Source organism: Helicobacter pylori (assembly GCF_014498195.1).
Taxonomy (GTDB): Bacteria; Campylobacterota; Campylobacteria; order Campylobacterales; family Helicobacteraceae; genus Helicobacter; species Helicobacter pylori_DO.
Map to the genome: position 1 here is coordinate 1 of NZ_JACTGH010000012.1, position 25,871 is coordinate 25,871.

The 25,871-nt window shown below is 37.4% G+C and carries 19 protein-coding genes and 2 pseudogenes; 12 read left to right on the forward strand and 9 right to left on the reverse strand.

From position 1 onward, the window contains the following. Window positions 1-524: 524 nt before the first annotated feature. Both H7N67_RS06340 and H7N67_RS06345 read right to left on the reverse strand, forming a co-directional pair. Window positions 525-1,403, reverse strand: a complete 879-nt coding sequence (locus tag H7N67_RS06340; protein ID WP_187939410.1) for a YihY/virulence factor BrkB family protein — start codon at window positions 1,401-1,403, stop codon at window positions 525-527. Next, on the reverse strand, window positions 1,403-2,251 hold the full coding sequence (locus tag H7N67_RS06345; RefSeq protein WP_001155604.1) for a biotin synthase: 849 nt from the start codon (window positions 2,249-2,251) through the stop codon (window positions 1,403-1,405). The genes H7N67_RS06340 and H7N67_RS06345 overlap by 1 nt, the downstream gene beginning before the upstream one ends. Before the next feature lie 114 nt (window positions 2,252-2,365). Here H7N67_RS06345 and H7N67_RS06350 point away from each other — a divergent pair, with 114 nt between their 5' ends. From H7N67_RS06350 to H7N67_RS06360, 3 genes are all read left to right on the forward strand, one after another. Then, entirely contained in the window at window positions 2,366-5,005 is a 2,640-nt protein-coding gene (locus H7N67_RS06350) for a DEAD/DEAH box helicase family protein (RefSeq protein ID WP_187939411.1), read from the forward strand. Next, window positions 4,999-6,834 (forward strand): site-specific DNA-methyltransferase, encoded by a 1,836-nt coding sequence (locus H7N67_RS06355; protein ID WP_187939412.1) that lies wholly within the window; start codon window positions 4,999-5,001, stop codon window positions 6,832-6,834. Before H7N67_RS06350 ends, H7N67_RS06355 begins: the two co-directional genes overlap by 7 nt. Before the next feature lie 116 nt (window positions 6,835-6,950). Continuing rightward, complete coding sequence (locus tag H7N67_RS06360; RefSeq protein ID WP_187939413.1) at window positions 6,951-7,814, forward strand: DNA/RNA non-specific endonuclease; 864 nt, start codon at window positions 6,951-6,953, stop codon at window positions 7,812-7,814. 186 nt (window positions 7,815-8,000) lie between these two features. On the opposite strand, the gene H7N67_RS06365 is transcribed toward H7N67_RS06360, so the two are convergent. From H7N67_RS06365 to H7N67_RS08195, 4 genes and pseudogenes are all read right to left on the reverse strand, one after another. Next, window positions 8,001-8,828 (reverse strand): prephenate dehydrogenase, encoded by an 828-nt coding sequence (locus H7N67_RS06365; protein ID WP_187939414.1) that lies wholly within the window; start codon window positions 8,826-8,828, stop codon window positions 8,001-8,003. An 8-nt stretch (window positions 8,829-8,836) separates the two neighbouring features. Further along, on the reverse strand, window positions 8,837-11,314 hold the full coding sequence (gene lon / locus H7N67_RS06370) for an endopeptidase La (RefSeq protein ID WP_187939415.1): 2,478 nt from the start codon (window positions 11,312-11,314) through the stop codon (window positions 8,837-8,839). Between the two features lie 42 nt (window positions 11,315-11,356). After that, the gene (locus tag H7N67_RS06375; protein WP_001237316.1) at window positions 11,357-12,019 is read right to left on the reverse strand and encodes an outer membrane protein assembly factor BamD; all 663 of its coding nucleotides are present in this window, start codon (window positions 12,017-12,019) and stop codon (window positions 11,357-11,359) included. A gap of 10 nt (window positions 12,020-12,029) precedes the next feature. Further along, window positions 12,030-12,210: pseudogene (locus tag H7N67_RS08195) on the reverse strand (hypothetical protein). A gap of 218 nt (window positions 12,211-12,428) precedes the next feature. Here H7N67_RS08195 and fliW point away from each other — a divergent pair. Then, entirely contained in the window at window positions 12,429-12,818 is a 390-nt protein-coding gene (fliW, locus tag H7N67_RS06380; protein WP_187939438.1) for a flagellar assembly protein FliW, read from the forward strand. Here the strand turns inward: fliW and H7N67_RS08150 are convergent. Next, window positions 12,776-12,935, reverse strand: a pseudogene (locus H7N67_RS08150) (flavoprotein oxidoreductase). The gene fliW and the pseudogene H7N67_RS08150 sit on opposite strands and share 43 nt — an antisense overlap. Window positions 12,936-12,987: 52 nt before the next feature. Here H7N67_RS08150 and fabZ point away from each other — a divergent pair. The 5 genes from fabZ to mreC are packed head-to-tail and all read left to right on the forward strand — an operon-like array spanning window position 12,988 to window position 17,466. Then, window positions 12,988-13,467: a 3-hydroxyacyl-ACP dehydratase FabZ gene (fabZ, locus tag H7N67_RS06385; protein ID WP_000438071.1), complete on the forward strand. Its 480-nt coding sequence runs from the start codon at window positions 12,988-12,990 to the stop codon at window positions 13,465-13,467. A 2-nt stretch (window positions 13,468-13,469) separates the two neighbouring features. After that, window positions 13,470-14,282 carry an acyl-ACP--UDP-N-acetylglucosamine O-acyltransferase gene (gene lpxA / locus H7N67_RS06390; RefSeq protein ID WP_187939416.1) on the forward strand — a complete coding sequence of 271 codons (813 nt, stop codon included), beginning with the start codon at window positions 13,470-13,472 and terminating at the stop codon, window positions 14,280-14,282. A gap of 1 nt (window position 14,283) precedes the next feature. Next, the gene (gene clpX, locus H7N67_RS06395) at window positions 14,284-15,630 is read left to right on the forward strand and encodes an ATP-dependent protease ATP-binding subunit ClpX (protein ID WP_187939417.1); all 1,347 of its coding nucleotides are present in this window, start codon (window positions 14,284-14,286) and stop codon (window positions 15,628-15,630) included. A 42-nt stretch (window positions 15,631-15,672) separates the two neighbouring features. Then, a complete protein-coding gene (locus H7N67_RS06400; protein ID WP_000577745.1) occupies window positions 15,673-16,716 on the forward strand; it encodes a rod shape-determining protein in 1,044 nt (347 codons plus the stop codon). A 3-nt stretch (window positions 16,717-16,719) separates the two neighbouring features. Next, entirely contained in the window at window positions 16,720-17,466 is a 747-nt protein-coding gene (gene mreC / locus H7N67_RS06405; protein ID WP_042636498.1) for a rod shape-determining protein MreC, read from the forward strand. 54 nt (window positions 17,467-17,520) lie between these two features. Here the strand turns inward: mreC and H7N67_RS06410 are convergent, their stop codons facing one another. Together H7N67_RS06410 and H7N67_RS06415 are read right to left on the reverse strand one after the other, a co-directional pair. Continuing rightward, on the reverse strand, window positions 17,521-20,424 hold the full coding sequence (locus H7N67_RS06410) for a DEAD/DEAH box helicase family protein (protein ID WP_187939418.1): 2,904 nt from the start codon (window positions 20,422-20,424) through the stop codon (window positions 17,521-17,523). Window positions 20,425-20,433: 9 nt separating this feature from the next. Beyond that, window positions 20,434-22,686, reverse strand: a complete 2,253-nt coding sequence (locus H7N67_RS06415; RefSeq protein ID WP_187939419.1) for a site-specific DNA-methyltransferase — start codon at window positions 22,684-22,686, stop codon at window positions 20,434-20,436. 247 nt (window positions 22,687-22,933) lie between these two features. On the opposite strand from H7N67_RS06415, the gene H7N67_RS06420 reads away from it, so the two are divergent. The 3 genes from H7N67_RS06420 to H7N67_RS06430 are packed head-to-tail and all read left to right on the forward strand — an operon-like array spanning window position 22,934 to window position 25,853. Beyond that, complete coding sequence (locus tag H7N67_RS06420) at window positions 22,934-23,797, forward strand: DNA-methyltransferase (protein ID WP_120814808.1); 864 nt, start codon at window positions 22,934-22,936, stop codon at window positions 23,795-23,797. Then, window positions 23,784-24,566: a site-specific DNA-methyltransferase gene (locus H7N67_RS06425; RefSeq protein ID WP_187939420.1), complete on the forward strand. Its 783-nt coding sequence runs from the start codon at window positions 23,784-23,786 to the stop codon at window positions 24,564-24,566. Before H7N67_RS06420 ends, H7N67_RS06425 begins: the two co-directional genes overlap by 14 nt. A 15-nt stretch (window positions 24,567-24,581) precedes the next feature. After that, the gene (locus tag H7N67_RS06430) at window positions 24,582-25,853 is read left to right on the forward strand and encodes a restriction endonuclease subunit R (protein ID WP_187939421.1); all 1,272 of its coding nucleotides are present in this window, start codon (window positions 24,582-24,584) and stop codon (window positions 25,851-25,853) included. Window positions 25,854-25,871 lie beyond the last annotated feature (18 nt).

Here is a 25,871-nt window from a genome sequence, read left to right on the forward strand (position 1 = left end):
AGTTACGCCTTTATAGATATGATGCGTGAGACCTGTAGGGAATGCGTTGGAGCTCAAACTCTGTAAAATCCCTATGATTAGGGACACAGAGTGAGAACCAAACTCTCCCCCAACATCAGCCTAGGAAACCCAATCGCTTTAGCGTTTGGGTGCTTCACGAAAAAAGTTTTATTCTTTAGCAAATGTAATTATTTATAAAACTCTTATCTAAGCTTCTTTTAAAAGGAAGTAGTTTATGAAGTTTTTTAAAATCCCTAAACTGCACTAATTCCAAAGAGCGATAAGAAATGTTTTTAGAAAGTTTTATTCTTTATTCTTTAAAAAGTTATCGCTTTATAACCAAGCTCTTTAGTTTGATTGTAAAAAACGCTTTTAGCGTTTTAGATTTTATTCTTTTATTTTGCTGGTGTTGTTTTTTATTTCTTTTGTTTTTAACTTTTTTAGTTGGGGTTGTTATGGGGTTTGTGTTTGAATGGTTTTTGTGTTTTAGATTTTTAGAACCGATCTAAAAGAAAACTTTTTCATCAAGTTTCTTTTTTAAAAAAGCCTAAAAATTTCTTAAACACTTCTTTAGGATCGAATGCATCACACACCTTGCACCCATACATGCCAATTAAAATCACAAGCCAGCTCACATACACCCAGCTCATCAAAAACCACAAAATAGAAACGCTCCCATAAAGCTCATGGTAAGTGCGGTTGTATAACACATAATAAGTGAAAGCCCATTTTAACACATGCCAAGAAACGCTCGTAAAAAACACCCATAAAAACACCCAAAAATAATGTTTAAACACCTTGTTCGTGGGAATGGTAAAAAGGATTAAAAAAAACGCGTAAGTGCCTATCCATCTTAAAACATGCAACAGGCTTGAATCTTTATCTTCAAAAAACACTTGGATCTTAATGTCAAAAAACACCACCAAAGGCAGAGCGAATAAAAACACTAAAGTCGTGCCAAAACCCCAAAATAAAAAGATTTCTTTACCCTTAAAATGGGCATAATCTCTGGGCTTTGCGTCAAAAATTTTTGATGCGATGGAGCGGTAATTTTCACAAAAAAGCACCAACGCCACCACAATAGACACCTCTTCAAGCGTGCCTAGGGTCATGTCTGTTTTTTTAAAATTTTCTAAAAAATCCTTAATCGCGCCAATGAGTTTAGGAGCGTTAGGGAAAATCAAGGCTTCCATTTCACCGCTGTGCGCTTGCAAATAATGAGACACAAAAAGACTAAACACAAACAACAAAATAGGCGATAAAGACAAAATCGTATAAAAACTCAAGCTGGAAGCGTAGTAAAACAATTCGCTCAAGCCTAAAAAGGCGTTTTTCAGACGCTCGGAGAAAATCATTCTAAGAAGGCGTAAAAACCCTCTAACGCTTTTAAAAAGTTCTCTCATTAATGACAGCTTGTCGCCATTGTCAAGCCATAAGAGAGCAGTTTTTCTATATCTTTTTTAGGGGCTTTGCCTTTGGTGGTCAAATAATCCCCTAACACCACCGCATTGATGCCGTATTCAAAAAGCTTGGCTTCCTTTTTATCGTTATCTTTAAACACCACTTCACGCCCCCCAGCCACCATAAGCCTAGCGTTAGGCAAAAATTCCTTAGCCAAAAGCACGCATTCTAGGGCTTCATCCGCGCTTAAAGTCTCTGCATCAATGGGCAATACCGGGTTTTTAATGAAAAAATTAATCGGCGTGGTGTGCGGGGAGAGCGAAGCTAAGGCTCTAAGCATTTCAATCCGATCTTCCCAGCTCTCATTAAGCCCAAAAATCCCCCCACTACACAAGCCTAACCCCGCCCTTAAAGCGTTTTCGCATGTGATAAACCTTTCTTCCCATGTGTGCGTGGAACAAATCTTAGGGAAGAAATTTTGCGAAGTCTCTAAATTGTGGTTATAGCTGTGAATGCCCGCATCTCTTAAAAACTCTAATTGCTCCAAATCCGCGCGCCCGCAGCATGCGATTAAATGCAAGCCCAATTCTTCTTTGTTGATGGCTTTAGCTAATTTAGCGATGTATTCGCATTTTTCATCGTCTAATTCGCGCCCTGAAGTAACCAAACAAAACCCTAAAGCCCCCAATTCCCTTAACGCTCTAGCCTCTTGTAAAACCACTTTTTCATCTTTAAATTTATAGCGCTTGATCGCTCCTTGATGGTGTGAGCTTTGCGTGCAATAAGCGCAATCTTCCTTGCAATCCCCACTGCGCACATTGGAAATAGAACATAAAAAAATCTCTTGCATAATCATTCCTTTGTTTTAAAAAAGTTGGTTTTTTTAGATTGATTATAGCAAAGAAAAAGAAGCGCTTTTGATTTTAAGGGCTTTATTCCATTAAATATTAAAACTAAACTTTGTTTGATTTTAATTCAACTGTTCGCTTACACCCTTAAAATTAATCCCAAAACTTTACGCTATAATTCCCTTAACTTTTCACTTAAGGGATTTCATGCAAGATTCATCCATTCAAAGTTACCCCCCCCCCCCCAATCAGCGATAAAAAATCATGCGTTAAATAACGCACCCAATAATAAAGAAATAGATCTACCCACCCACATCACCAGTAATTTAAAAAAAGAGCTTAGAGATTATCAAAAAAAAGCGATATATAATTATTTAGAAAAACGCCAATCCCACCCAACTCAAAAGCATTTCATGTTTGAAATGGCAACCGGTAGCGGTAAAACCTTAGTGATGGCGGGTTTGATTTTAGAATGCTATAAACAAGGCTATCAAAACTTTATCTTTTTTGTAAACAGCGCCAGCATTTTAGAAAAAACGAAATTGAATTTCACAGACAGCGTTTCATCAAAATACCTTTTTAGCGAGAATATCAATATCAATGATGAAAACACAGAAATTAAAAGCATCAATAATTTAAACGAGAGCCACAACAACGCTATCAACATTTATTTCAGCACCATTCAAGGCTTGTTCTCATTATTCACTAAAGCTAAAGAAAACGCTATCACCCTAGAGGATTTAAAAGATCAGAAATTGGTTTTTTTAGCGGATGAAGCGCACCATTTAAACACAGAGACTAAAAAGAAATTGAATGATAGTGAGGCTAGTGAAAAACGCAACTGGGAAAGCGTTGTGAAATTAGCCCTAGAACAAAATAAAGACAATTTATTGCTGGAATTTAGTGCCACTATCCCTAAAGAAAAAAGCGTTGAAGAAAAATATAAAAACTTAAAGGTGGCAACTTACACCTTAAAAGAATTTAGCGAGGATAAATTTTGCAAAAACATCTACTCCCTTTCCTATGAAAACAAAGAATTAGAAACGCGCTTTTTAGGGGCATGCGTTTCCAGTTTGTATAAAGAATTACTAGCCCAACACCATAATATTGAAAACTTTAAACCCTGCATTTTGTTTAAAAGCGAAAGGATTGAAGAGAGTAAAAAAAATCAAGAGCACTTCAACGCCTTTTTAGAAAATTTAAGCCCTTTAGATTTAGAAAATTTTTTCCATTACAGCCGCAACGCTTTTTTTAAAGCCGCTAAAAACTTTTTTGACAAGCAAAAATACACCCCTAACCTTGCCGCATTCTTACAAACGAAATTCAAAAAAAGCACCCAAATTAACACCAATAACGAAAAAGAATTAGAAAAGGGCATGCTTTTATTGAACTCCCTAGAAGACAGAGACAACCCTAAAAGAGTGATTTTTAGCGTGGATAAGCTCAATGAAGGCTGGGATGTGTTGAATTTGTTTGACATTGTCAGGCTTAAAAATAAAGCGAGCCAAAAAGACACCACAAAAGACGCCCAGCTCATAGGGCGAGGAGCGAGATACTACCCCTTTAGCTACAACGATTTCAAGCCAAGCCGCATAGAGTTTTACCAACGCAAGTTTGATTTTTCAAACCCCTTAAGCGCGCTAGAGAGGTTAGACTACCATGCCATTTATGACAGCGAGTTTATCGCTAAATTAAACAACGAGTTACAAGATTTAGGATTAGGATTTGTAAATGAAAAACAGACTATCCCTTTAACGCCCACCAAGCGTTTCAAATGCTACTATGCGAGCAACACAAAAGACAAAAAGAAAAACTTATTTAGTATGGATTATTCAGACCCTGTTGAAGCCACACTCCAAAGTTTGCATGTCCCTTTATTTGGCTTTAATGTGCGTGAAAAGCAAGTGGATTTTAAAGAAGAAAATAAAGGCGATACAACTTATTTTAAGCCCCATACCTTAAATAAAATCCCTATAAACTATTTTTTAAAAGCCCTTAATTTAAAAAACCTGGATTTCAAGACGCTTAAAAAAGCCTTTAAAAAACATGCCTTTAACAATAAAGTGGGATTTATAAAGGAATATATTTCGCTATTAAAAACAAACTTCCATAAAAACCAAAAGTTTGATGACAATAAAATCCTTTTACAACTCGCTGTTTATATCATTGAAAATTTAAAAGACACGCTTTTAAAAGAGCAAGATAAACCTAGCGTGAGCGCGTTAGAATTAAAAGAATTTGAAACGCACAATAAAAGCCTTAGCGCTAGCGAATGGGAAAAAGACATTCCCTTTTATGAATGGCTGCTTTTTAAAGACATGCGAAAACTAGACAGCGATTTAGAAAGGAAGTTTTTAAATTTCATCAACGACCATAAAGAGGTTTTAGACAAGAAATTTAAAGAATGGTGCGTTTTAAGGAACGATCATTTCGCTGAATTAAAAATTTTTTGCAATATAGAAAACAGCCCCTATTACGCGCAAGGTTTTGAGCCGGATTTTATCCTTTTTGCCCAAACGCATAGCGATGAATTTTTAGGCTTCACTTGTTACATGGAAGCTAAAGGCGAACATTTAGAGCCTTCTAACGCTTGGAAAAAAGAATTTTTAGAAACGCTAGAAAACGCCACGCTTAAAAGCCATAACAAAAAGCTCCATTTAAAAGGCTTGCCGTTTTTCACGCTCCATAATAATAAAGTATTCAATGGCGAATTTCAAACCGCTTTCAATCAAATTTTTAAGGACAAAGAATGTTAAAAACCCCACTCAAAACCCTACTAGACGCTTTAATCAATCACTTCACTAAAGAACGATTAGTTACTTTAATCTTACAACATGATGAAAAGCTTTTAACTTTCATGCTTGAGCATGAAAACGCTAACGACTATAAAAAACACTTTTTTAAAATGATCGCTAACTCGCTCGTATTCAATGAAAAAGCGTTATTGGAATGTTTAGAAATAAAAGAATTAGATCGCTCTTTCACGCGATTTAAAAATAAAATAGGCTTGTATTCACAAGGGGGCTTTATCAAATCCAGCGGATCCGTCGTTTTGCATTTCCCTTTTAAAGACAATGTTTTACTGGGTAACGCTAAAGATAACAACACCAAATCTGACGAGCTTTTTTACCATGAAATACTGCATAAAAACGAAATTGATGTGCTTTTAAGCCCGAAAGTGTTGTGCCGTTTTGAAATGCATGGACAAGGCGATTTAGAAAGCGCTTTAAAAGATAAAAACACAAACTACCTTATCAAAGGCAATAACTTGATCGCTCTTCATTCTTTAAAAAAGAAATTCGCTAAACAAGTGAAATGCATCTACATTGACCCCCCTTATAATACGGGTAATGACAGCTTTAATTACAACGATAATTTCAACCACAGCTCTTGGCTAGTGTTTATGAAAAACAGGCTTGAAGCGGCTAGGGAATTTTTAAGCGATGATGGTGTGATTTTTGTGCAATGCGATGACAACGAACAGGCTTATTTAAAGGTTTTAATGGATGAGATTTTTCTTAGGGAGAATTTTGTAAATACGATTATTTGGGAAAAAAAGTATTCTCCACAAAATGATGCGAAATGGTTCTCTGATAACCACGATTTTATTTTACTATATGCTAAAGATAAAGAAATTTGGCGGCCTAATTTATTACCACGCACAAGCGAGATGAATGCACGCTATAAAAATTTAGATAACGATGAAAGGGGTGCGTGGAAACCTAGTGATTGTTTGGTAAAAACTTATATGGCGAGTTATGATTATCCTATCACTACACCAAGTGGAAAAATTGTAACGCCACCAAAAGGGCGGTGTTGGATGACTTCAAAAGAAAATTTTCAAAAACTTGTAGATGATAATCGTATTTATTTTGGAAGAAATGGAGACAATGTTCCTAGTTTGAAACGCTTTTTAAGTGAAGTCAAGCAAGGCACCACACCTTTAACAATATGGAAATATACAGAAGTGGGACATAATCAAGATGCCACAAAACAATTGCTAGCTCTCTTTAATAATGTAAAACTTTTTGACACCCCCAAACCCGAAGCCCTAATTTCAAGAATTTTAGAAATTTCCACCCAAGAAAACGACCTCGTGTTAGACTTTTTTGCCGGGAGCGGGACGACTTGCGCGGTGGCGCACAAAATGAAACGCCGCTACATTGGCATCGAGCAAATGGACTATATAGAAACGATCACTAAAGAAAGGTTAAAAAAAGTCATAGAGGGCGAGCAAGGGGGCATTTCTAAAAAATGCGGTTTTAAAGAGGGCGGGAGTTTTGTCTATGCTGAATTAAAAGAAGTGAATTTAGAAATTAAAAAACAAATCACTAACGCTAACAGCGCGAGCGAATGCCTAAAAATCTTTAACGCTCTTAATAAGCGTTTTTTAAAACGCGCCGATAATAAGATGGGTGAAATCCATAGCGAAGAGTTCCAAAATTTAGATTTAAACGAGCAAAAAAGAAAATGCTGCGCTTCTTTGGACTCTAACGAAGACTATTTAAACTTGGGCGATATTGACGAAGACGCATGGGAGATAGATGAGATCACTAAAAAATACAATGAAATTTTTTATTCTTAAATTTGATCGTTCAATGCGCGATTTAACGCATCAAAACGCTACGCCTATTTAGTGGGTAAAAATAAACGATTAAAAATATTGTTGTAGTATTCAAGCCAACCAACAAGGAGCAAAACATGAAAACCTTTAAAAACTGGCTCTGTTTTAGCCTGATCGCTATGAGTTGGCTCCAAGCGGACATGCTGGATAATTTCACTAAGGCTATTAACAGCTACACCGCTAAAAAGCTTAATGAAATCAAGGATCAAGTCAATAGCGCTAACCCCGCTAAAAATCGCAATACCACTCATAACGCTAATGGCATGCTCACTAACATTGATTGTAAAGTCTTAAAAAATAACTTCTATTCGGTGTGTTATTCTAGCGAGTTAAAAAACCCTATTTATGGCGTGAGCGTGTTGTTTGGGGATTTAGTGGATAAAAACAATATTGAAAAACGCTATGAGTTTAAAACGGACACACGATTAGCCAAATACCAACAAGCCACGACACAAGATTACACCAGAAGCGGTTTTGATAGGGGGCATTTTGTGGCGAATGACGCTTCTTTTGATTTTGCGTCTAACCCTTTAAGAGAGACTTACAGAATGACTAATATCACCCCTGAAGCCAAAAACACCAACAGGCATTCTGTTTTATTGGTAGAAAAAGAGGGCCGTAATTTGGCCAGGAAATACCATCAAGTTTTAGTAGAAGAACTCACCATTATCAAACAAGGTTATAGGACTTTTAGCTCTAAAAATATCGCTATCCCTAGCGGCTTTTGGTATCATTATGATATAAGCTTAACGGATAGCTATGAAAACGCTAAAAGCGAATGCTTTTATATCCCTAATGACAACCAAAACTATCCCTTACAAGAAATGAGAAGAGATTGTAAAGAATATGAGTGGGTTGAAAAGCAAGTGGTTTTTAAGAATAATAAAAACGCTGAGTTGAACGAATTGCCTAAGTATCTTAACAACGCTAAGAAGTATTAAAACCGCTCTTAAAATGCCCGTAAAACACCGGTATTTTGGATAAAGGTTTAAGAAATCAAATTTCTAAACGGCTAAAATTGGTTTTTTGTTGGAAGCGTTTCATAGGTGTTGGAGAAATGAAATAAAAACGATTATTACCTGCTTCTCGCAACTCTAAAAACAACAATATGCAAATTTTAAATTATTTTACATGAACTCCTGGAGTTTGTTCGCTTGCGCCATCCATTCTGCAAGGCTTTCATAATCGTTATTTTCTATCCAAGCCTTAGCTTGCGCGATTTCTTTTTCGCATTTTTTAATCGCTTCTAAGACATTGTCTCGGTTTTGTTTGAAAATATCTTTCCACATTAAAGGCGAGCTTTTAGACAAACGGCTCATATCCCTAAAACCCCCACCCGCTAAGGATAAAATCATCTCTGGGTCGTTTTGCTTTAAAACGCTATTGGCTAGAGCGTAGCTCAAAACATGGGGTAAATGGCTGATATAAGCCACATGGGTGTCATGCTCATTGGATTTCATCTTGATCAAGCGCGCTTTAACGCCTAAAAAGATTTCTTTAGCGAGTTCTACTTGCTCAGCCCCTGAATCTTCTAAATCGCACAATATCACCAAAGCGTTTTCATACAGCCCCTTAACGCTCGCTTTAGGGCCATAAAACTCTGTCCCGCACATGGGGTGCGCGGCGATGAAATTTTGACGGATGCTTTTAGGGATATTGCGAATGATTTGCGCTTTAGCACCCCCTAAATCAATAATCGTTGCGCTTTTTTTAACAGAAGTCATTTTTTTCAAACATCCAATGATGCCCTCAACTGGAATGGCTAAAAAAATCACATCGCATTCTAAAATCTTTTCAAACTCCACGCATTCATCTACAAGCCCCAAAGTCAAAGCCAATTTAGCATGCAAAGCGTTATGATCATAGCCTGTAACGCTTTTAAAACGCCCCCATTCTTGCAAGGCCAACCCTAAACTCCCCCCCATAAGCCCTAAACCAATAATGCCTGCTTTCATGCCAAATTCTAAAGTAAGGTTTTTTCTAGCACTTCAGCGATGTTTTTCACCGCAACGATGTTTAAATTCTCTCGCACTTCAGCAGGGATCTCGTCTAAATCCCTTTCATAGTTTTTGACAGGAATGAGAGCGGTTTTAATGCCGGCTTTAAAAGCGGCGATCAATTTTTCTTTCAACCCCCCTATGGGTAAAACTTCCCCGCTCAAAGTCAATTCGCCCGTCATTGCCACTTCGCTTCTTGTAGCCCTATCGCACAAAATGCTCGCCATCACGCTTGCCATAGCGATCCCAGCGCTCGGGCCGTCTTTAGGCGTAGCCCCCTCAGGGACATGCAAGTGCAAATCATAAGCGTTATAAACTTTCAGCGCTTTTTTCTTTTTCTTACCCTCTGCATCGGTTTCGCTAGGGATTTTAGGCGCCTTTAAGGTTTCGTTATCCAATAAGACTTTGACAACAGAAAAGGCAATAATGGCGGATTCTTTCATCACATCGCCTAAGCTCCCGGTGAGCTTCAATTCCCCCTTGCCTCTAATCTTAAGCGCTTCAATTTTAAGCACATCACCACCCACTGGAGTCCATGCCAAACCATTGACGATACCGATTTTATTTTCTTCATCTATGGGGTCAATTTCAAACACCATGCGTTCTAAATACTCTTTAAGGTTATTAGGCGTGATAGAGACGCAGAAATCTTTACTCTCGCTTTTTTGATTTTCGCTTTTTTGATCTTCGCCTTTTTTGGTCCGCCCTTTTTTGTGCGGGTTATCTTCTAGGTATTTTAAAGCTACTTTACGCATAATCGTTGCGATTTGTCTTCGTAAATCCCTAACGCCCGCTTCTCTGGTGTATTTTTCAATAATGAGTTTCAAACACTCATGGCTAATATCCACTTCGCTAGGCTTTAAGGCGTGCTTTTCTAATTCTTGGGGGATGAGATAGTTTTTAGCGATCTCTTCTTTTTCGCTAGGCGTGTAGCTGGACACACTGATAAATTCCATTCTGTCTCTTAAAGGGGCCGGGATCCTGTCAATATTGTTAGCAGTAGCGATAAAAATCACTTGCGACAAATCAATGCTGAAATTCGCGTAATGATCCCTAAAAGCGATATTTTGCTCAGGGTCTAAGATCTCTAATAAAGCGCTCGCTGGATCGCCCCTAACGCTCCTATCCACCTTGTCAATCTCATCTAAAACCATGACAGGATTCATCTTTTTAGCTTCAATAAGCCCTTGGACAATACGCCCTGGCATTGAGCCTATATAAGTGCGTCTGTGCCCTCTTAATTCATTCACGTCTTCTAAGCCCCCTAAAGCGATCCGAACTAAAGGGCGCTCTATCGCTTTAGCGATAGAATTAGCCAAGCTTGTTTTACCCACACCAGGAGGCCCATAAAAGCATAAAATCGTGCCTTTAGTCTTGTCTTTTTTTTCTTGCTTTTTTTTATGGCGCATTTCTAAAAGTTGCATGGTGGCAAAGTATTCCACGATGCGCTCTTTAGGCCTTTTTAAGGAATAATGATCGTTGTCTAATTGCTCTTTGACATGCTTAATGTCTAGCGCTTTTTTTTCATATTGCCCAAAAGGCACATCCAGCATGGTTTCAACATAATTTTGCAAAGTCGCGCTATCTGAGCTGTCCGCATGGGTTCGGCTCAGTCGGTCAATTTGCTTTTTGATTTCCTTAAACGCTTCTTCTTTTAAAAAAGGCTTGACGCTTTCTAGTTTTTGGTAGTATTGGTTTAAATCTTCGTCTCGTTGTTTGTCTGTGCCAAGCTCTTTTTGGATTTGCTTGAGCTGCTCTTTTAAGAAATATTCCTTATTGGTTTGCTCCATTTTTTGATGGACTTTGGACTTGATTTCTTTTTGGAGTTTTTGGGTTTTAGTTTCTTCTATCACAATATCAATCAAATCCAACAAGCGCTGCTCGGTGTTGTTGTTGGCAAAAAGAGAATACGCTTGATCTTTTTTCAAATGCAAGGCCGCTGCGATTAAATCAGCGATGCGGTTAGGATCGTCATTGTCTTCTAAAGCCTTGATCAAATCCGGGGGGAAGAGCGAGCTGACATTGGCTAGAGTGATCACTTTTTCTTTTAAGACTTCCACGATCGCTTGAATGTTTTCTTTATCGTATTCTAAATATTCAATAGGGCTTATTTGAGCTTCTAAAAAGCCTTGCTCGTTTTCTTTAGCAGGCTCTAAAATACGCCCCTTAGCGATGCCATTAAAGAGCAATTTCACGCGCCCATTAGGCATGTTGGCTTCACGCATGACAGAGCCTATCACCCCCACGTCATAATAAGGGGCTTCATTGTCATTCAATTTGTCTTTTTGGCATGCAATAAAGACTAATGATTTATTGTTTTTAGCGTAAGCCACCGCCTTAATGCTCGCGTTATTTTGCAAAAAAATAGGGGCTATCATAAAGGGGTATAAAAAAGTGTCTTCTTCTACCAATAAAGGCAGAATTTTAGGAAAATCTTCAGTCATTTTTCATCTCTCTGTTATAAATTTGTATGGTTTTGAAATATCCTACCAATCAAAAATTAACACATACCAAGGCATGTGCGATGGTTTGGGTTTAGTCTCTTTTTCTAAAGTCTCATCTATCCTTTCTAAATAGCGTTTCACGCCCTCAGGCTTGTGGCGTTTTTTATAGACATTCGCGATCGCACGATTGAGCTCATTTTGCCCTAAAATGAATTTGATTTGCATGTATTCTACATAGGGGCGGTAACGGCTGTTAGGGTATTTTTCTATAAATTCGCCTAAACTCACAATAGAATTAGAGATAAATTCCTGGTCTTTAGAATGGTTTTTGAAAGCGTAATAATGCGATTGCAACTTTAAAAAAGTCAAATAATCCACATTGTCCTTAGTCCCAAAGCGCTTGATGTATTCATCAAAGTAAAAAGACGCTAAAACATACTCTTTCTTTTTCATGTGTGCCTGCCCTAAAGCTAGCATGGCTTCTGGGACAAGGGGGGAATTGATGTGTTCGCTTTGTAAGGAAGAATAGTAATTGTCCGCTGTTTCTAAATTAGCAAAAAGGATTTCTCTCAAAATCCCTTGATACCAAAAAATCGCCGGTTTGTTGTATTCGTCTTTTTTTTTCTTTTTGTTCGCGCAACCGGTGCCTATCACAATGATTGCCATTGTGATAAAAAGGAAAGTTTTAAAATGTTTTAAACGCATGCCACCTGTCTTATAAAGTTAAATTTTTGAATAACTCATGGTTATTTTTTCTTAATCTTTCTTATTCCCACCGAATAATGTCAGCACCATTTCTCCAAATCAAGCCCAACCGCACCAAAAAGGTGCCACCCATCGCTAAAATGAGATTTACTGGGATTATTTTTCTTGATTTGTGGTTTTATTTTGCTCATTCCTCACTCCTTGTTATATTTTAATAATTCTTCAGTTAAACTTCCATCATGATTAAATTATTGGGATTATACCCAAAACTAGCAAAAATTGATTTTACCAAAATTGTTTGATATAATACAGAGTTTTTAATTTAGAAATCATTGAGCGCTGGTTTTAAGGCGGTCTTTATTCTTTAAGGAGAAGATTTTGTGCTTTTTTAAAGGGAATGCAATCGCCTATGATTTTTGATGTGAAAGCGCCTATATTAGGGTTTGAAACCGTTCATAAAATGCGTTTGCAAAAGATTGATGAAATCTTTTTGCGTTTGAATAGTGCAGAAGATAATTCCGTGGTGTCTTTCACGCTGGTTAATCCCTTTGCTTTAAGAAAATACGAATTTGAAGTGCCTGCCCCCTTAAAAATCCTTTTAGAATTAGAGGGAGCCAAGAGCGTTCTAGTCGCTAATATCATGGTGGTTCAAACTCCCATTGAGCTTTCCACCGTGAATTATTTAGCCCCTTTAATTTTCAATTTGGACAAGCAGCTCATGGGGCAAGTGGTTTTGGATTCTAACAAATACCCACACTACCATTTAAGAGAGAATATTCTAAGCCACACGCATGAATGATGCAAAGCGGTGTCTGTGTAAAGCGTTTCTTTAAACTTATGGCGCAATGCATCGGCGTTTTTGCAAATACAAGCGAGCGGTTTTCTTATGGTATAATAGCGGTTATTTTTATAGGATAACCAACGCTAAAAATGGCGCTTTAGTTGAACCAAAACAAGGAGTTTATTTTATGGAACAAAGCCATCAAAACTTACAATCTCAATTTTTTATAGAGCATATCTTACAGATTCTACCTCACCGCTATCCCATGCTCTTAGTGGATAGAATTATAGAGTTACAAGCCAATCAAAAAATTGTCGCTTATAAGAATATCACTTTTAATGAAGATGTGTTTAACGGGCATTTCCCTAATAAGCCCATTTTCCCGGGCGTTTTGATCGTAGAGGGCATGGCGCAAAGCGGAGGGTTTTTGGCTTTCACTAGCTTGTGGGGGTTTGACCCTGAAATAGCCAAAACAAAAATCGTGTATTTCATGACGATTGATAAGGTTAAATTCCGCATTCCTGTAACCCCAGGCGACAGATTGGAATACCATTTAGAAGTCTTAAAGCATAAGGGCATGATCTGGCAAGTGGGTGGCACGGCTCAAGTGGATGGCAAAGTGGTCGCTGAAGCCGAATTGAAAGCCATGATCGCAGAGAGAGAATAAAAATGAGTAAAATTGCAAAAACAGCCATCATCTCTCCTAAAGCAGAGATTGGCAAGGGTGTAGAGATTGGGGAATTTTGCGTGATTGGGGATGGCGTCAAACTAGATGATGGCGTAAAACTCCATAACAATGTAACCTTACAAGGGCATACTTTCATCGGGAAAAACACCGAAATTTTCCCTTTTGCCGTGCTAGGCACACAGCCTCAAGATTTAAAATATAAGGGCGAATACAGCGAACTGATGGTTGGAGAAGACAACCTCATTCGTGAATTTTGCATGATAAATCCTGGCACTGAAGGGGGGATTAAAAAGACCATTATTGGGGATAAAAACCTGCTCATGGCTTATGTGCATGTTGCGCATGATTGCGTGATTGGCAATCATTGCATTTTGGCTAATGGCGTAACTTTAGCAGGGCATATTGAAATAGGCGATTATGTCAATATCGGCGGTCTTACCGCAATCCATCAGTTTGTGCGTATCGCTAAAGGGTGCATGATAGCCGGTAAGAGCGCTTTAGGCAAAGATGTGCCGCCTTATTGCACCGTGGAGGGCAATCGCGCTTTTATTAGGGGGTTAAACCGCCACCGGATGCGCCAATTACTAGAGAGTAAGGATATTGATTTTATTTATGCGCTTTATAAAAGGTTGTTTAGCCCTGTCCCCTCCTTAAGAGAGAGCGCTAAATTAGAATTAGAAGAGCATGCCAATAACCCTTTTGTAAAAGAGATTTGCTCTTTTATTTTGGAGAGTTCTAGGGGCGTGGCGTATAAGTCAAGCGAATATTCTAGCGAAGAAAAACAAGAGGAATAACATGAACGAAACGCTTTATTGCAGTTTTTGCAAAAAACCAGAATCCAGAGATCCCAAAAAACGCCGCATTATTTTTGCGAGCAACCTGAATAAAGATGTGTGCGTGTGCGAATATTGTATAGATGTGATGCATGGGGAATTGCATAAATACGATAGAATGGATTCTTTATTAGCGCTCAAAAGAGACCGATTAAGAAGAATGGAATCAAGCGTCCATGAAGAAGAGTTTTTGCTCTCTTGCATTCCAGCCCCTAAAGAGCTTAAGGCGGTTTTAGACAATTATGTGATAGGCCAAGAGCAGGCCAAAAAGGTTTTTTCCGTAGCCGTGTATAACCATTACAAACGCTTATCTTTTAAAGAAAAACTCAAAAAACAAGACAACCAAGACAGCAATGTGGAGTTAGAACATTTAGAAGAAGTGGAGTTGAGCAAGTCTAATATTTTACTGATCGGCCCTACAGGATCAGGCAAGACTCTAATGGCGCAAACTCTAGCCAAGCATTTGGATATTCCTATCGCCATTAGCGATGCGACTAGCTTGACTGAAGCGGGTTATGTGGGCGAAGATGTGGAAAATATCCTTACAAGATTGTTGCAAGCGAGCGATTGGAATGTCCAAAAAGCCCAAAAAGGCATTGTGTTTATTGATGAGATTGATAAAATCAGCCGTTTGTCAGAAAACCGCTCCATCACTAGAGACGTTTCTGGCGAGGGCGTTCAGCAAGCGTTGTTGAAAATCGTTGAAGGCTCTTTAGTGAATATCCCCCCCAAAGGCGGCAGAAAACACCCTGAGGGCAATTTCATTCAAATTGACACGAGCGATATTTTATTCATTTGCGCCGGAGCGTTTGACGGGTTAGCTGAAATCATTAAAAAACGCACCACGCAAAATGTGTTGGGTTTCACTCAAGAAAAGATGAGCAAAAAAGAGCAAGAAGCGATCTTGCATTTAGTCCAAACCCATGACTTGGTAACTTATGGGCTTATCCCTGAGCTTATTGGCCGTTTGCCGGTTTTAAGCACGCTAGATAGCATCAGTTTAGAAGCGATGGTGGATATTTTACAAAAACCTAAAAACGCCCTAATCAAGCAATACCAGCAACTTTTCAAAATGGATGAAGTGGATTTGATCTTTGAAGAAGAAGCCATTAAAGAAATCGCTAAACTCGCTTTAGAAAGAAAAACCGGGGCTAGGGGCTTAAGGGCGATCATTGAAGATTTTTGTTTGGATATTATGTTTGATTTGCCCAAGCTTAAGGGATCGGAAGTGCGTATCACTAAAGATTGTGTTTTGAAACAGGCTGAACCTTTAATCATCGCTAAAACGCATTCTAAAATTCTTCCTTAAGGAACACGCTTATAAATTTAACGATAAAGGATTGGAAAGGGCATGATTTTTAGCAAATTGATCGGTTTGTTTTCGCATGATATTGCCATAGATTTAGGCACGGCTAACACGATCGTGTTGGTCAAAGGGCAGGGCATTATTATCAATGAGCCTTCTATTGTGGCGGTGCGCATGGGATTGTTTGATTCTAAAGCTTATGATATTTTGGCAGTGGGGAGCGAGGCTAAGGAAATGCTAGGCAAAACCCCTAACAGCATCAGAGCGATTCGCCCCATGAAAGATGGCGTGATTGCCGATTATGACATTACCGCTAAAATGATCCGCTATTTTATTGAAAAAGCGCACAAACGAAAAACATGGATCCGCCCGCGCATCATGGTGTGCGTGCCTTATGGGTTGACAAGCGTGGAAAGGAATGCGGTTAAAGAGAGTGCTTTAAGCGCTGGGGCTAGAGAGGTCTTTTTAATTGAAGAGCCTATGGCGGCCGCGATTGGGGCAGGCTTGCCGGTCAAAGAGCCGCAAGGGAGTTTGATTGTGGATATTGGCGGAGGCACGACTGAAATTGGCGTGATCAGTCTTGGGGGGTTAGTCATTTCTAAAAGCATTAGAGTGGCTGGGGATAAATTGGATCAAAGCATCGTGGAATACATCCGCAAGAAATTCAATTTATTGATAGGGGAGCGCACCGGCGAAGAGATTAAGATTGAAATCGGTTGCGCGATCAAACTAGATCCGCCTCTCACCATGGAAGTGTCAGGGAGGGATCAAGTGAGCGGGTTGTTGCACACGATTGAATTGAGCTCTGATGACGTGTTTGAAGCCATTAAAGATCAGGTGAGGGAAATCTCTAGCGCTTTAAGGAGCGTGCTTGAAGAGGTGAAACCGGATTTAGCGAGAGACATTGTGCAAAATGGCGTGGTGCTTACCGGCGGTGGGGCTTTGATTAAGGGATTAGACAAGTATTTAAGCGATATGGTTAAACTCCCTGTGTATGTGGGCGATGAGCCTTTATTGGCGGTAGCCAAAGGCACAGGGGAAGCCATACAAGATTTGGATTTACTCAGCCGTGTGGGTTTTAGTGAATAATGCATGCGTTTTTATTTCAAATTCCTTTGGCTTTTAGGGATTTTTCTTATTTTTTATTTTTTAGACATTAAAGGCAGTTCTTCTTATATCAGCGACAGGATTAAAAATGCCTTGATGAGCGCTAAAAACAGCTTATTAGACAACATTCAAGCGTATTTTTTTCAAGCCCAAAACATTAAGGAATTTCAAAAAGAACGCTTGATTTTAGAAGCTTTAAAACTAGAAAACGCCGATTTGAAAGAGCGTTTGAATAGTATCTATCCTTTAGAAAATCCAAAAATGACTTATACCCCTACTTTTATGACTTCATTCATCAGTTTAGAAGACACGCACAGCGTTTCTCTCAACCCTATTGTAAATTTAGAAGAAAATAAGATTTATGGCCTTGTCTCTCACAACCAAGCTATAGGCATTGCGGTGCTGGAAAAAGGGCGCTTGAATGGGTTTTTGAACGCCCACAAGAGATGCGCTTATAGCGTGATGATAGGCCAAAATCAAGTGTTAGGCTTTATAGGGACTAATTTCAAGCAAGAATTAGTCGTGGATTTTATTGTCCCTAGTGCTGAAATCAACATAGGCGATCAAGTGCTAACGAGCGGGCTAGACGGGATTTTTGGAGCGGGGGTGTTTGTGGGCGAAGTTTCAAGCATTGAAGATCATTACACTTATAAAAGCGCGGTATTAAAAAACGCTTTTTTAAGCGAAGCCAAACTTTTAAGGCATGTGTTTTTAAGCGATGTGAAAAACTAGCGCTTTATTCAAGGCTATTCAAGCGCATTTTTAACCCCTTTCAATGAAATCAGGCTAATTGTTTAAATCCAGAAAAAAATATTCTAGTTTCCCTTTTTCAATCCAAAGATCCCTATAACGCTCCCCCACACCATCCTTATCCCCATAAAATTTTAAAACCACTTTGATTTTGAGATTGGGATCGTTTTTAGGGTTAAAAATTTTATCTTTAAAAAGTTTATACGCATCTGCTTTATGTTCGTATTCAGCAATTTTAGTCCCTTTAGGATCAATGAAACAAATGATCTGCGTATCGCCCTTTTGAAGCCAAAAGATAAAATCAGGGAAAAAGCGCCTTTCTGCAGCGTTGTTGAAATAAGGGATAAACAAATTGTCTAAGTGTTCATCAATCTTGCTGAACGCCCAAAAATCATAGTTTTCTTGAAGCGTTTCGGTAATCTTTAACAACTCTTCTAAAAAATCGCTCTCGCTCTTTACTTTAACCACATGCTTAAGCCAATCGCAGTTTTTGGCTTTAATTAAAGGGGTGTAGTAATGCTCTTTGAGCTTTAACAGCTCTGCATCACCAACTTTAAAGGTTTTGTCTTGTTTGTGTTTGTCTGTATCATAAGGATCGATCTCGCCTTGCGCGATTTTTTTTCTTAAAGTTTCTTTATCCAAAGGCGCATGCTCTTTCACTTCTTGGATGGTTTTAATCAATGCTTCTTCCTTATCCGCCTTAACTTTAATCCTTTTAAAATGCACGATTTTCTCATTATCTAGGGCGTTAAACTCGTCTTTAGGCACTTTTTGATTAGGGTATAGCTTGCCTTTAATTTCAGAAATCATGTAATCTAAATCTTTATAATGCCAAGTTGATACCTTTTTAAAATGCGCTTTTTGTATCATTTTTTTTAACTGCTCGTAATCTTTGGGGTCATAAATTTCATGCTTTAAAATGAAATGCTTTTCGCTCATCAAATTAAAATACTCTTTTAAATCCTTAAAATTTTTTTCGCTCATTTTAAACGAAGCGCTTTCAGGAAGTTCAAGAACGCTTGTTGGTTCTTTGCGGTAGCAAGGCACGAATAATGCGTGTTTTATGGGCGTTTTTTCTAATTTGATTTCACGCCAAGAACCTCTACTCTCACCCCTATTTTCGCTCTCTTTTTGGATCTTTAAAATCGCTTCAAGGCTTGCATGGTTAGTGGGTATCACAAAAAGCGTTTCTAGCATTGCGGCGTTTGGCTTCAAGTTTTCTTTAATGGCTTCATCTATTTCTAAATACGCTAACCTTTGGCGTTGGTTTTTGACGCTTTCAATCCTTACGCCTCTGCCAAAAGATTGTTTCACCAGCTTTTTAGCGTCATCATCAAGCCCTATATTTAAAAATAAAATCACGCTAGGCCTTGTGCTATCCCACCCGGTTTCAAAAGTGCGAGACCCCACTAAGATATTGATACTGCTCTTGTCAATCTGACTGAAATAGCTCTCTTCTTTAAAGCTTAAATTCTTGCTCACCACCTTCACGCTCTTTAATTTTTCACAAATCCATTCTGTAATATCGCCTATTTTAATCAAGCAAAAGACTTTATCGCTTGTGTTGAGTTTGAAAGCGATTTCTTGGTTGTTTTTAGGGTTAATAATCACTTCAATATGCCCGCTATTAGCATAAAAAACTTCTTCTTTTAAGCCTTTAAAATCCATGCTCTTTAAACCCTCTTTAAAAACCTTAACCTTATAGTCTTTATCTTTGCTGCCGCTAAAAAGAAATTCCGGATTCTTTAATTCCTCTAATAAATCTTCTTCAGCTTTTCTAAAATCGCTCTCATCGTTATTTTCAATCACGCGCGCTAAAGTTTTAAAAAAGATTTCCGCATCGCTGTTTTCCACATTCACAGAATGCGTGAACACGAGCATTAAAGGGTCATGAAAATAGCCTTCTGTTTTATAGCGTTTTTGCATGCCTAAAAGCAATAACGCTTTTAAAAGAGCGATTTCTTTTTCCCTATCGTTTAAATCTTTCAATTCCTTAAAAGCGTTTAAGTTGTTTTTCTTCAATAAAACAGATTCTTTACCATAGCCAAGCTTCACCCACTCGCCCACGCTCAAATTATACACCGAAGTGATGAGATCGCTTTCTTCGGTGAAAGTGGCACTGAAATTGAATAAAAACCCTTTTAAAGACAGCAGACTAAAGATAGCCTGTCTTTTGCTCTCAGACTTGTTTCCCTTGTGCGCTTCATCTAAAATCACATAATTTTCCCCATTATCCCAATAATCCTTATAATTTAAAAGGTTTTCCTTGCTTTCTTCATCATTCATCAAATCCGCGCGGTAATAAAAAAGAGCGATTTTTTCAAAGAAATCTTTTGGAGCGCGATGGAAATCTTTATGGGTAACCTCTTTAAGGTTTTTGAAATCAATTTGCTTGGAAAAGTCCTTACCCCGGTTGTATTTTTCAATTTCTTTTTCAAATTGCTTGATCAAATTTTCATTGGCGCTAAAAAACATGATATTTTTCTTAGGGATTAAACCCATTCCCATAGCCACGCTTAAAAGCTCTACAAGTTTGATAATGACAATCGTTTTACCGCTCCCTGTAGCCATGTAAAAGGCTAAGCGGTTGATAAAATTTTCAAAACTCACGCGCTGATTTTCCACCTTAAAGTAGCTCTTTAACAAATGATTGAGTTTTTTGTTAGTAAAATCGCAATTAGCGAATGGATAATGCTCTTGATAAAACGCGTAAAATTCTTTTTTACTTCCTTTGAAATCCTTAAAATAAGCGACAAGCATTCTAAAAGCGTTAATCAAAGCTTGCTGTTGGTAATCTAAAAGCTCCTTATTGCTATCAAAGCTTTTAAAGTCTAGCCTTTCTAATGGCTCGTTAATCTCGTTAGTGTTCAATTCATCTTCAGCGAGTTTTTGCGCGACAAAAATTTCATTATGGGTTGTTAAATCTTTTTTCTTTGCCATTATGCCTCCTTACCAAATGAGCGCTTCTTTTAAGGCTTTTAAAATCTCTATTTCTTTATCATTCCCTTTAAATTTCACCACCCTTTCATCAAAAAACTCCACTTTCAGCCCCCATAAATTTTCCAAAGTCTCTTTAATATCCACGCCCATGTTTTCTAGCGCTTCTATATTGAGCGTGTAAGATTCGTTTTTGCATCCCACTAAATCGCTGTATTGTTCATCATAAGCTAGGGGTTTGTCGTTGTCTTCATACTTGATTTTTCTTAAAATCTCTTCATAGCTTTCTAATTCATAAACTTTGACTACCCCACCTTTATTAAATTCTTTAGCCGCGCCGCTTTTAAAACCGCCGATGACCTTTTTAAGCCTGGGCAAAATCACACGCTCAAAATGCTCCCCCATTTCAACACCGATATACTTTCTCTTAAGCTTGTGCGCCACCGCGCAAGTCGTCCCACTCCCAGCGAAAAAATCTAAAACGATAGAGTTTTCGTTACTGCTCGCTTGGATTATCCTTTCTAGCAATTTTTCCGGTTTTTGGGTTAGATTTTCATTGTTTTTTACCCTTTCTGTTGAAGTAGAGCCAATGATAGGTATATTCCATAAAGTATCCACATAGCGTTCATGAGATAATTCATAAATAACCTTACCATTTTCATCTCTTGCTCTCATATTTTTACCATCTCGCCCTTCTCGCTTGCTTAAAAGAACTGGCTCACTTCGTGGCTCTTTTTGTCTATAAAATATATATTCTTCATTTTTAGAATAATTTAAAATTGTTTCGGTGTTTTTAGCAAAACTATTGCCACTATTTGCCATTTTATTAGAGTAATACCAAATTATCTCATTCCTAAAATTTTCTTTACCAAAAATATCATTGAGTAGCATACGCCCCAAATAATTCGCATTGTTATCCAAATGTAAATAGAAGCTCCCTTGAGAGCTTAAAAAATCATAAGCGAGTTGCAAGCGGTTATGCATAAGGCTTAGCCATGTGCTATCTTGAAACCTATCTATGTAAACAAAATCGCTGCCGGTATTAAAGGGCGGATCAATATAAATGCAATCAATTGTTTCTTTATAGCGGTTTTTGAGAGAGTTTAGGGCTTGGTAGTTTTCGCTTTTAATGAGCGTGCCGTTGATTTCATTTTCACTGAATAAGCTTTTAATCTCTTCTTCTAAATCTTTAAAATAGAGGGTGTCTAGGGGCAAAAACTCATTTTCTAAAAGATTGTCTGTAATTTTTAGATTCAAGTCTTGCCATTCTTTAACTTGTTTGGGGTAGTTTGGGTGGCTTGTGATCTTGTTCAAATCGTAGTTTTTAGCTTTGAGTTTGTCTAAGCTCACGATGAAATGCGAGTTTAATACAAAACGAGGTTTGTTCCAAATCTTACAGAGTTCGTTTTCAAATTCGCTCACTAATACAATCACTTGCAACGCCACTTCCTTAATGGTGTTGATCTCATTCAGGCGTTTAGCATCAAATGCAGTCATTTCTTTAAAAAGGTATTCAAACAGATACAAATCCAACTGCTCTTTTAAAAACCCTAGCGCGTTTTTATGAATAAAATAATCCATGTTGCCTTGCTTTTTGAATTTTACAAACGCTTTTTTTAAAATTTCTTCATCAAGTTTGACGCTTTGATTGGAGCATTCTTTGAGGATTTCATTCACTTTAGTTTGATTCCCCTTGCTACTGAGCGTAACGCTAAAATTTAGGGTGTTAGTTTTTGTGTCTGTATCTTTTAGATTAAAGACTAAATCTATTTTTTCATTATATTTTTTGCTCTCTAGTAAAGAAGTGTCAAAATTAAAAAGAATGTTTTCTAATTCAAAGCAAAAATCCTTATAGTTCGTTTCGCTTTTTACGTAATAAAGATCTTTGGTTTTATAAAATAAAGCGGTGTCTTTTTTGAGGGAGCATTTTTCATAATCGCTTTTGGTATAAAGGCTGTCATAAAGGGGCGTGTCGTTGAAATAAATCCCTCCATTAGCGCTGAAATAACGCTTGAAAAAGCTATAGAGTTTGTCAAACAATTCTTCTTTGAGATCGTTATTATTTTGGCATTTTGAATCAATGAGTTTTTTTAATTCTTGTTTTTTATGGTGGTAATACTGGCTTTTAGCTTTCATGAGGTTGACCATGCCATTTTTCACCGCTTTAGGGCTAGGATCTAAAAGGTTTTCTGGCTGGTCTTCAACCTTAACGCCTATGAAAAGGTTTTCTAAAACTTCATAAAATTGCGCTTCGTTCGTTTTCATTATCACGCTCCTTAAAAACATGAAAAGTATTATAACAAAGCCCTTTAATTAAGCGCTACAATACCCCCATGCAAAAAAAGATTTTTTTACTAGAAGACGATTACCTTTTGAGCGAGAGCGTTAGGGAGATTGGCTTATTGAAATTTTAGATTATCTTGACTGACTCATTTTTTTAAAACACCCCTATTTCATTGTAAAATTCTTTCATACAAAACCCATTGGAATTTAATAAAAGGTAAAAATAAGATTGAATATCAATAAAGTGTTTTATCACAGCAGCACCAACATGCATGAAGTTCCAGATAATAGCGTGGATTTGATCATCACAAGCCCGCCTTATTTCAACATCAAAGATTACACGAAAAATGGCACACAAGATTTACAGCATTCAGCCCAACATGTTGAAGATTTAGGGGCGTTAGAAAAATATGAAGATTATCTTTTAGGTCTTTTAAAAGTTTGGCTTGAGTGCTACAGAGCGCTAAAACCCAATGGTAAGTTATGCATCAATGTGCCTTTAATGCCCATGCTTAAAAAGGTTTTAAACACGCACTACAACCGCCATATCTTTGATTTGCATGCTGATATTCAGCACTCCATTTTGCATGATTTAAACAACACGCTAGAAAACAAGCCTAAAATGTTCTTACTAGATGTCTATATTTGGAAACGCGCAAATCCCACTAAAAGATTGATGTTTGGGAGCTACCCTTATCCTAGAAATTTTTATGCGCAAAATACTATAGAATTTATCGGCGTGTTTGTCAAAGATGGCAAGCCCAAACAACCCACAGAAGAGCAAAAAGAACAAAGCCAATTGACTCAAGAGGAATGGGTGGAATTTACCAAACAAATTTGGGAAATTCCAATCCCTAATAAAAACGATATTGCTTTTGGTAAGCATGCGGCTTTAATGCCGGCTGAATTAGCAAGGCGTTTGATTAGATTGTATAGTTGCGTGGGCGATGTGGTGCTAGATCCATTTAGCGGGAGCGGGACAACCTTAAGAGAAGCAAAACTTTTAAAAAGAAATTTTATAGGTTATGAACTCTATGAAAATTATAAGCCCTTGATTGAGCAAAAATTAGGAAACTTGTTTGATTTTGAATAAGATTTATATAGAAGATGTTTTCACATTTTTAGACAAATTAGAAGATAAAAGCGTTGATTTAGCCATTATTGATCCTCCTTACAATCTTAAAATTGCTTCATGGGATAGTTTTAAAAACGATGAAGAGTTTTTAACATTTTCTTACACTTGGATTGATAAAATGCTACCCAAACTCAAAGACACAGGGAGTTTTTATATCTTTAATACCCCTTTTAATTGCGCTTTATTTTTAGCGTATTTGCGCCATAAAAAAGTGCATTTTTTAAATTTTATCACTTGGGTTAAAAAAGATGGGTTTGCCAACGCCAAAAAGCGTTATAACCATGCGCAAGAAAGCATTTTATTTTATAGCATGCACAAGAAAAACTATACCTTTAATGCCGATGAGATTCGCATCGCTTATGAATCCACCGAACGCATCAAACATGCTCAAAGTAAGGGGATTTTAAAAAACAACAAACGCTGGTTCCCCAACCCTAAGGGTAAATTATGCCTTGATGTGTGGGAAATCACTTCACAAAGGCATGTTGAAAAAGAGAAGGGTAAAATCCTTAAGCCCAAACACCCCAGCATTAAACCTAAAGCGCTCATTGAACGCATGATAAAGGCTAGCTCTCACAAAAACGATTTGATTTTAGATTTGTTTAGCGGCAGTGGCATGACTAGCTTAGTAGCTAAAAGTTTGGAGCGTAATTTTATAGGGTGTGAGAGCCATGCTGAATATGTGCATGAGAGTTTGGAAATGTTTAGGTATAATAAATGCGAATAAAAAAGGATATTTAACATGCCAAAATTAGAAGAAATTTTGCTAGAAATCACACAGCTTGACCCTAGTAAAGAGTGTTTGAAATTCTTAGCTAATCGCATAAAAAGCTCTGATTATAGGGGCTTACACTTATCCCAACACAATCGTTACGATCAAAATAAGATTAAAACCATCATTCAAGCTATTTTTAATGAAGTGGGAGAGGATTTTTTACAAATCCGCACCACCGATATGAGCAAACGCCCTAGCAATATCATAGGCGAAGAGGTTTATGCAAAAGTGGTGGATAATATCTGCAAGTCTGAAATAGCTCAAGACAATTTAAGAAAAAAGAATCAAGTAACTCAAGATAGCTTGAGAAAAAATCTTTTTGTAGATATGCATAGAATGGGGTTGATTGAACGCTACAATAAAAATAAGGAATCTACAAACCCCTACATCCAAAGCAATATTAAATATATCAGTTTAACTCCCTTAGCTGTAGAATTTTTAAACGCGCAGGATTTGTTAAGAAAAAATTTTTGTTACACGCAAGCTTTAGAAAATCTTTTACAAGGTTTTGGGGCAGAATGTAGAGAGGTGATGATAGAGCTTGAAAATCATTATTTAGACATTGAAGAAATGATGTTTTTTGTTACATTTTTAAATATTGAAAATTTTACTAGAAGTGAAATTATGGAATATGTTAGAGAATATAGGAGTTTAAGCCGTATCCAAAAAGAAAAATTAAAAGAGTTAGTGCAAGACTATTGCAATCCTAACCATTTTAATGGGAATAAGTTAGACAAGAGAGACTATCATAATTGGAAAAATCAAGCCCAACAAATTTTTAGCTTGCTAGAACAAAGCGTGTTTTTTGAAACCAATAAAGAGAGGCTTATTTTAAAAACGCTCAATGAAGAAAACAAACAAAACGATAAAAAGCTCAAACGCTCCATTAAAGAAAAAGCCCTTTATTTTGAAAAACATGGCGTAAAAAAAGAAAAGGGCTTTGAGTTGCACCATATTGTGCCTTTATGTTTGGCTCGCTCTATAGAAGAGTTTGATCTTTTGGATAAATGGGAAAACTTAATCTATATTGACGCTTTTAACCATGCGAAGATATCTCAAACGCAAAATAAACATCTTTGTTTGTATTTTGAAAATTGCGATGTGGTTTTATCTAAAGGCTTAAAAGAAGAACAAGAAAGCCTTTATTTTACTTATATTGAAAATGTGTTATATAAACTTGATTTACAAAATGTCATGTTGGAATACAATAAAGATTTATTGCATTCTAAAAACGGCTGATAAAATAAAGCGGTGTCT